Origin of the sequence: Mongoliibacter sp., from assembly GCF_007692705.1 — a bacterium.
Lineage (GTDB): Bacteria > Bacteroidota > Bacteroidia > Cytophagales > Cyclobacteriaceae > Mongoliibacter.
In genome coordinates, this window is sequence record NZ_REBN01000052.1 from 1 (window position 1) to 2529 (window position 2529).

Here is a 2529-nt window from a genome sequence, read left to right on the forward strand (position 1 = left end):
ATAATTGTAACCTCCAAAGTCATAAATATCTCCTCCGGAACGTAAACCATTGAATACTGCATAAAAATCCCTTATCTGATCATTGGCATAGAGGTCATTGACCATCAACAAGTATTTTTTATGGGTATAATCCTGACGGACAATGTAAAGGTTGACATCTGAGAACCTCAACAGGTCCATGGTTTCAGATACCAATCCAATGGGCGGGGTATCCATTAAAATAACGTCGAAATCATTTTCCAGATAATCCAGGAAATCCTTCATTTTATCCTTCAACAACAATTCGGCTGGATTTGGCGGAATAGGACCTGAAGGTACTATATAGAGATTCTCATACTGGGTCGGCAACACTATATCCTCCCTCTCTGATTTCCCAACCAAATAACTGGATAAGCCTACTTTGTTGTCAATACCCACATAGTCTGAAATCTTGGGCTTTCTTAAGTCCATACCTAATAAGATGGTTTTCTTCCCACTCAATGCAATGGCTGCAGCCAAGTTTAAGCTGACAAAGGTCTTGCCCTCACCTGAAACAGAGGAGGTAACAAGGATGCGCTTGCATTTTTTATCCGAAGCCAGGTAAAACAAACCCGATCGCAGTGACCTGAAAGATTCCGAGACCATAGACTTGGGATGCTCCGCCACAATCATGTTGGTATCCTTTGTACTGTATCCTATGGTTCCCAAAAGCGGTATTCTCAGCGAATTCCGCAGTTGGATTTGATCCATGATCTTGTTGTTCAGGTAATGGAACATGAGTAAGAATGCCAAAGGAATAAAAAACCCAAGACCGACAGCCATACCGTAGTTCTGGGGTTTTTGAGGGAATACCAAGCTTCCTCTCCTGGCATAGTCAAGGACTGAATTGTCTGATACATTGGAAGCCTTGGCAATACCGGCTTCTGCCCTTTTTTCCAAAAGGTAATTGTACAGGTTTTCTCTTAGGCGGTACTGCCTGAATATATTGGCATAAGAGGATTCGGTCTGTGGTAGTTTGGCGAATTCCTTATCCAGTTCTGCCAGTTTTTTATTTACCTCTGCCTTTCTTTTTTCGGTATTGGCGACGAGGTTATTGATGTTTTCAAAAATGTTCTCCCTAAGTTTTTCTATCTGTTCATCCAATTCTTTCACATTGGGATGGTTGTCATTGACAATGGCCAATAGTTTGCGCCTGTCCATAGAAGCTGTCACCAAAGCGGTGATCATGCTATTCAGCGCACCATCACTTAAGCCCACAATGGATGGTGCCAATATATTCCCGTAGTCAGCGCCTTTGTTGATCAGGTAATTTTGAAGGGATTTGTAATAGCTGAGTTCAAAATCAATATCCTGCACCAAATCATCCAAACGCTGAATATTTCCCAGTACGCCTCCAAATTCAGAACTCACATCCATGAGTTTGTTCTCCACTTTGAAATTGAGCATTCGGTTTTCCACCACCCGGAGCGAATCTTCAAGAACAGACATTTGCAGGTCTAGGAAAGCAAGGGTGTTTTCCGTTATCCTGTTTTTTTCTGTGAGGTCATAGTCCAGATAGGAATCCATAAGGGCATTGACATAATCCCTTCCTTTTTCCACTACCCGCGATACCGTAGAAACCTGGAGGACGGTACCGTAACTGTTGATCGGTCTTACGGTTATTGACCTTTGATAAGTCTCAAGCACATCTGCCGGGTGATGCACAATAAAGAAGAGTTTTTCACCCTCCCTCATGTATTTTTGTTTGTGGATAGTGAACTTAGATTTCTCTGTCGAAATTTCTTCCCCAAAGCGATAGGTCCTGTTCAGCAACTGATCGTCAAAAGGCCCGGAAGCCTTGGCCGAAAGGAAATCAAAGAAACCTCTTTCCTCATTGGTAAGGACAAATTCATTTTCAGAAATCAGGGTAAAATGAATGACTCCCGAACCTCCCTGGGGGAAATCCCAATCCACATCTACCTTGATCGGAGATTTATCATACAATTCAATTTCCTTGATATTGGTAGAGGCAAAGTAACTCACATCAAAATGTAACTTACTGAGGGCCTCAGAAGCCAGGTTCTTGGAAGTGAGCAGGAGTATGTCATTTTCCAAGTTATTGGCACCGGAAAAAATATTGGACCTGTCCAAAATACGGACTTCAGGTGTGTTCTTTTGTTTGATCAGTATACTTCCCCTGACTTCATATTCCTCCACGGAATAGCGGTGAAAGAGGAAAACGACTACCAAGGCAATAAATATACAAGTAACATAAAGAGGCCAGTACCTGGAGTATTTGATCAGGTAATATTTGATATCAATGGGTTTGACATCCTGTTCAAATTTCGATATGTCTACATTCCCGTCAATCATATATTATTCCTAAATATCGCAAATATCAACAACAAAGAACTGGTAATTCCTATAATTAATCCAAGGGAGGAGGACAGGTTATCTGCATTTCCAAACTGACGGATACTCATCGGTTCCAGGTAAAGGATATCATTGTTTCGGATGAAGAAAAAGGGAGATGCCAATAATGCCCTATCGTTGAGGTTGATTTGGTGTATT

General features: G+C 41.6%; 1 protein-coding gene and 1 pseudogene. Both read right to left on the bottom strand.

Going from position 1 to position 2529, the window contains the following annotated elements; all coding sequences use genetic code 11:
• On the bottom strand, positions 1-2331 hold a 2331-nt coding region (locus EA341_RS00860; RefSeq protein WP_293010788.1), incomplete at its 3' end, for a tyrosine-protein kinase.
• A pseudogene (locus EA341_RS00865) lies at positions 2328-2529 on the bottom strand (sugar transporter); the annotation flags it as partial. The gene EA341_RS00860 and the pseudogene EA341_RS00865, both read right to left, overlap by 4 nt.